This window comes from Lysinibacillus sp. NPDC093210 (assembly GCF_044753985.1).
Lineage (GTDB): Bacteria > Bacillota > Bacilli > Bacillales_A > Planococcaceae > Lysinibacillus.
Genome location: NZ_JBIVOE010000019.1, coordinates 1 through 5,810, shown reverse-complemented (window position 1 = coordinate 5,810; position 5,810 = coordinate 1). Strand labels below are relative to the sequence as shown.

The 5,810-nt window shown below is 37.5% G+C and carries 3 protein-coding genes and 1 rRNA gene; all 4 read right to left on the bottom strand.

The window, feature by feature from the left end:
- Window positions 1-119: 119 nt before the first annotated feature.
- Window positions 120-1,224 (bottom strand): peptide chain release factor 2 gene (gene prfB, locus ACIP9C_RS23035; protein ID WP_401015187.1). Its coding sequence is split into 2 segments (ribosomal slippage): window positions 120-1,148 and window positions 1,150-1,224, totalling 1,104 coding nucleotides; the frame shifts between segments, so codons are not numbered across the junction.
- 497 nt (window positions 1,225-1,721) lie between these two features.
- Window positions 1,722-2,279 carry a competence protein ComK gene (locus ACIP9C_RS23030; RefSeq protein ID WP_401015185.1) on the bottom strand — a complete coding sequence of 186 codons (558 nt, stop codon included), beginning with the start codon at window positions 2,277-2,279 and terminating at the stop codon, window positions 1,722-1,724.
- A gap of 362 nt (window positions 2,280-2,641) precedes the next feature.
- A complete protein-coding gene (secA, locus tag ACIP9C_RS23025; RefSeq protein WP_401015182.1) occupies window positions 2,642-5,155 on the bottom strand; it encodes a preprotein translocase subunit SecA in 2,514 nt (837 codons plus the stop codon).
- 563 nt (window positions 5,156-5,718) lie between these two features.
- Window positions 5,719-5,810 (bottom strand): 5S ribosomal RNA (gene rrf / locus ACIP9C_RS23020); the annotation flags it as partial.

The window sequence follows — 5,810 nt, the reverse complement described above, 5'->3', positions numbered from 1 at the left end:
GCAAAATTAAAACTGAGTCCGGTACAATACCGAACTCAGTTTACCCAAGCTGCCTAAATGAAATAACCGTGTCTAACTTTTAGGGGTCACTTCACGTACGCCTCTGAGGTTTTTATTAATTATCCAATTTTAGAACGTAAATATGCATTAATAAATGGATCTAAATCTCCGTCCATTACTGCGCCTACATTCCCTGTTTCTTCACTTGTACGGTGATCCTTAACCATAGAATATGGATGGAATACGTATGAGCGTATTTGAGAGCCCCAGCCAATTTCCTTTTGCTCACCACGAATTTCATCAAGTTGTGCTTGTTGCTTATCAATTTCTAATTGATATAGTTTCCCTTTTAACATCGTCATTGCTTTTTCACGGTTTTTAATTTGTGAACGCTCTGCCTGACATTGAACGACAGTACCAGTTGGAATATGCGTAATACGAACAGCGGAATCCGTTGTATTAATATGCTGACCACCTGCGCCTGTTGCACGGTACGTATCAATTTTTAAATCCTCAGTACGAATGTCTACTTCAATATTGTCATCGAATTCAGGCATAACATCACATGAAACGAATGATGTATGACGACGACCAGAAGAGTCGAACGGTGAAATACGTACTAAACGGTGTACACCCTTTTCAGCCTGTAAATAACCGTAAGCATTATGTCCTTTAATAGATAAAGTTACGGATTTAATACCCGCTTCATCACCCGGAAGATAATCGACTGTTTCTACTTTAAATCCACGTTTTTCAGCCCAACGCGTATACATACGAAGTAACATAGAACCCCAGTCTTGAGACTCTGTACCACCAGCACCAGGATGCAGCTCTAAAATCGCATTGTTCTGATCATATGGACCACTTAAAAGTAATTGCAATTCAAAATCGCCCATTTTTTGTTGGAACTCTACAAGCTCATTGCCTAGCTCCTCTTGTAATTCTTCATCAGGCTCTTCACGTAATAACTCTAGTGTCATATCTAAGTTTTCATGTGTATCTACTAACTCTTTATATTCATTAACAATTGCCTTCAAGCCATTACCTTCATTAATGACTACCTGTGCTCCTTGTTGATCGTCCCAGAAGCCTGGCTCTAGCATCATTTCATCTAATTCTTGTATACGTGCCTCTTTGTTTTCTAAGTCAAAGAGACCTCCTAAAGTCCGCCAATTTTTTGGCTGTAGTATCTAACGCGTTACGTACATCTGCTAATTCAATCATTGCTAAATCCTCCGAACATATTTAATGGATAGTACATGTAAAATCCGTATTATTCTATTATAGCGTTTTTAAAGCGGAAAACATACTTTTTTCAATATGCCCTCTCCATGATACATAAAAAAATAGTAGTACAAAGCACTTAGCTTACACTACTATTTTTTATGTTCAAAGGTATATTATTCCCTAATTAAGTTTTCCGAGTAAGCTTTTACGGGCTTCAGCGTGAATTTTTTGGTCACAATGCTCGCATGTCAACCGTCTATTACGATTCACTTTATAAAGCTGATATTTCCTAGTCCCTTCTAAAAGCTTAAATTGTTTTTTACAGCAAATACAAATCGTTTCATAATAAATCATCAAAGCCTACACCCCTCTGTATTTATTAATTGTATTTCAAAAAAGCTATAAAATCTTAAAAGTACTCGCACTCATTGGATATTTCGCTACAATCGAGAATAACAGTAATACTAACCGTTTCATGGAATAGCTACGGTTTTCTAGCATTCATCCTTTTTCGTTTCATCTTCTGCCTTAGAACGAATCGCCATTCGTTGAAATACTTTGACACGATCAAACTGCACAAGTAAATGCTTCGTGCGTTTTTCAAGCTTATATTTTAATAAAAAAGCCCTCTGAATACGATATTCAAATGCTTTCGGACTCACATCCACAATAATTTCTTGACCGTTCATAAACACAACTTTCGTTTGCTTTTTACCAACAGCAATATAATCGTCTATATGATGGACAGCAAACCAGATACACTCTGGATGTAACGGTGACTTACTTGGAAACCACAAAATATTAAACCGTTCATGGACAACAATGGGATTTTTATTGAGCTTACCTAAAATCATCTTTGAGCCATCAAAGGCCCCTCGTAAGCTCGAACCAAAATAGCGGAGATTAAAATCCATTAGTCTCGTAGGGGATAATTTGGATATATATTGATAGTCCCTTTCAATTACTCTTGTACATAAATTTCCAAAGGCATCATACTCAGGCATATACAACATTGTTTCACTACTCATAATGTCTTCACAATTATAATGCAATGATTACTCCTCCTTTAAATCAGATTTATCATGTGAATTAAAAAGGAATGTACATGTTTATTGGTATACCTATGTACTTCCTCGAGCACGTCTGCTAAAACTACATTACTCGAGAATTTGGTCCGACTAACGCATAAATTCACCTCCCCTTTTGTCAAAGAAAGTAAATTCATATGAAAGTGTCTTACTATTTATTTAAATAATTTGCTATACTCATTACTTTCATTGAACTAAATACCTATTGTTACAATTATTGTATACTTTCATTTAGCTATTGTCTATTAATTCAGATTTTAGCCATTTTCCTCCTAAGCAAAAAAAAGATCAACTCAACTTCTCGTTGAATTGATCTTTTCCATATTTTATTGACCTGCACCGTGACAGTTTTTAAATTTCTTTCCACTACCGCATGGACATAAATCATTACGTCCAATATTTTCAGCCTTACGTACTGGTTGTTTTTTCGGTGCAGGCGAGCCATCTTCTTTCGGATTCACAGCCTGACCTTTTGCAACCTCTTCACGTTCTAAGTTACTGCGGATTTCTGCTTTCATCGCATATTTCGCTACATCCTCACGAATTGAAGCGACCATATCCTCAAACATCGCAAAACCTTCTTGTTGATATTCACGTAAAGGATCATTTTGACCATATGCACGTAAATGAATCCCTTGTCTTAATTGGTCCATTGCGTCAATATGATCAATCCACTTCGTATCAATTGAACGTAATAAAATAACCTTCTCAAACTCACGCATACGCTCTGGTGTAAGCTCTTCTTCTTTTTCATCATAGCGTTGGTGTACAGCATCGGAAATAGTCGAATTAATTTCTTCAGCAGATTTACCTTGGAAGTCCGCTACTTTTAATGTGCCCTCTTCTAATAGGTTTGCTGCGACAAAGTCTTCAATCGCTTTTAAGTTCCAATCTTTCGGCTGGTCATCTTGTGTGTAAAGACCGACAATATTATCGATTGTTTCCTGAATCATCGACTCTACAAGCTCACGCATATTTTCCGTTTCTAAAACGTCATAACGCTCTTTGTAAATAATCTCACGTTGCTGACGTAAAACATCATCATATTGTAATAAACGTTTACGTGCATCGAAGTTATTTCCTTCTACACGTTTTTGCGCTGATTCTACCGCTCTTGATACTACTTTCGATTGTAATGGTTGAGAATCATCCATTCCAAGACGCATCATCATAGACTTCATATTGTCAGAGCCGAATCGACGCATTAATTCATCTTCAAGCGACAGGTAGAATTGCGTAACCCCTGGATTCCCCTGACGTCCAGAACGACCGCGTAGCTGATTATCGATACGACGTGATTCATGACGCTCCGTACCAATTACCGCTAAACCACCAATTTCTAATACACCTTCACCAGGTTTAATGTCGGTACCACGACCAGCCATATTTGTTGCAATCGTAACTGCACCTTTTGAACCGGCATTCGCGATAATTTCAGCTTCACGCTCATGGTTTTTCGCATTCAGTACATTATGAGGAATTTTATGTTTATCAAGTAACTGTGAAATAATTTCAGACGTTTCAATCGCCACTGTACCAACAAGTACTGGTTGACCAGCCTTATGACGCTCAGCAATATCAGCTGCTACTGCTTTATATTTTCCTTCCATAGAAGCAAAAATTAAATCTGGGCGGTCATCACGTGCAATTGGCTTATTCGTTGGAATGGCAATAACGCTCATATTGTAAATATTACGGAACTCTTCTTCTTCTGTTTTCGCTGTACCTGTCATACCCGCAAGCTTTTGGTACATACGGAAATAGTTTTGGAATGTAATTGTTGCCATCGTCATTGATTCGTTTTGAATCTCAACGCCCTCTTTAGCTTCAATTGCTTGATGGAGACCATCAGAATAACGACGTCCCTTCATTAAACGACCAGTAAAGCCATCAACGATAACAATTTCGCCTTCTTGGACAACATAGTCAACATCATTATGCATACTCACATGTGCCTTTAAAGATTGGTTAATGGCATGATTTAAACGTACATGTGTTAAATCAAACAAATTATCGATACCGAATGCTTTTTCGGCTTTTTCTACACCTGCATCCGTTAATGTAACGCCTTTTGTTGATTCTTCATATGTGTAATCTGTATCGGCACTTAACATGCGTACAAAGGCATTAGATTGCTTGTACAACTGCGCTGATTTCCCAGCCTGACCCGAGATAATTAATGGCGTACGTGCCTCATCAATTAAAATTGAGTCAACCTCATCGATTACAGCATAGTGAAGCGGACGTTGAACACGCTCTTCTTTATAAAGCACCATATTGTCACGTAAATAGTCAAACCCTAACTCATTGTTTGTACTATACGTAATATCTGCATCATATGCTGCACGCTTCTCTTCTTTAGACAGGCTGTTTAAGTTTAAACCAACTGAAAGGCCTAAGAAATTATACAGCTCTCCCATCTCAGCAGCGTCACGACTTGCCAAATATTCATTGACCGTTACAACGTGTACGCCTTTACCAGTAATAGCATTTAAATATACTGCCATCGTAGCTGTTAACGTTTTACCTTCACCGGTTTTCATCTCTGAAATGTTACCTTCATCAAGTGAAGCAGCACCCATAATTTGCACGCGGAAAGGATACATTCCTAATACACGTTTCGACGCCTCACGACTAACTGCAAAAGCTTCAGCACGAATTGAATCTAATTTTTCGCCATCTGCATAACGTTTTTTAAATTCTTCTGTCTTCGCTTGTAGTTGCTCATCTGAAAGCTGTTCCATTTGAGAAGCGAATCCCTCAACTTGGTCAGCGATTTTTTCTAATTTTTTTAACTCACGTTTATTGAAATCAAATAATTTATTTAATAGGTTTGCCATGAATATTTTTCACTTCCTATACGAGTCTCAAATTCCATTTTACCATTGTGTAACAGTTTCATGCAAACAGTGTCCTATAGTAAGGAACGAAACATCGCAAAATAAGTTCATTTTACGACCTTTTTATACCTTTAATGTGTAATAAATGGATATTACGAATGAATAAGGAAAATAATTTAGTTGTTTCTATCAATGGACATTTTCCAATGATAAATTTTCAAAATCAGTTATGTTTCATCGACACGAAACAAAAAACAGCATGTCCCCATCCATGTCAAGATCAAAGAAAGTTACGTGACAGCTAAATGGGATAAATAGTGGTGCCACAGATTTTTATCAGTCTTAGGATAGTCTTGCTGAATTCTATAACCTTTATCAAACTATCTCACGACAAGTTCAATACGATTCCCTAATCCATTCAAAATCTTTCTCATCTGGAACGCTTTCTCTATTAAAAACATGAAATACTAGCTTCCATTCCCTGATTTATAAGAAAACAAGTAATCCTGCTATTTGAAACATTATAAAAAAGCCAAGGATTAAATCCTCGGCTTACTTTTTGTGCCTAGCGACGTCCTACTCTCACAGGGGGAAGCCCCCAACTACCATCGGCGCTAAAGAGCTTAACTTCCGTGTTCGGTATGGGAACGGGTGT

Bases quoted from the DNA above. Each gene is read 5' to 3' on its own strand.
- secA (WP_401015182.1), bottom strand. From the start codon at position 5,155: ATGGCAAACCTATTAAATAAATTATTTGATTTCAATAAACGTGAGTTA.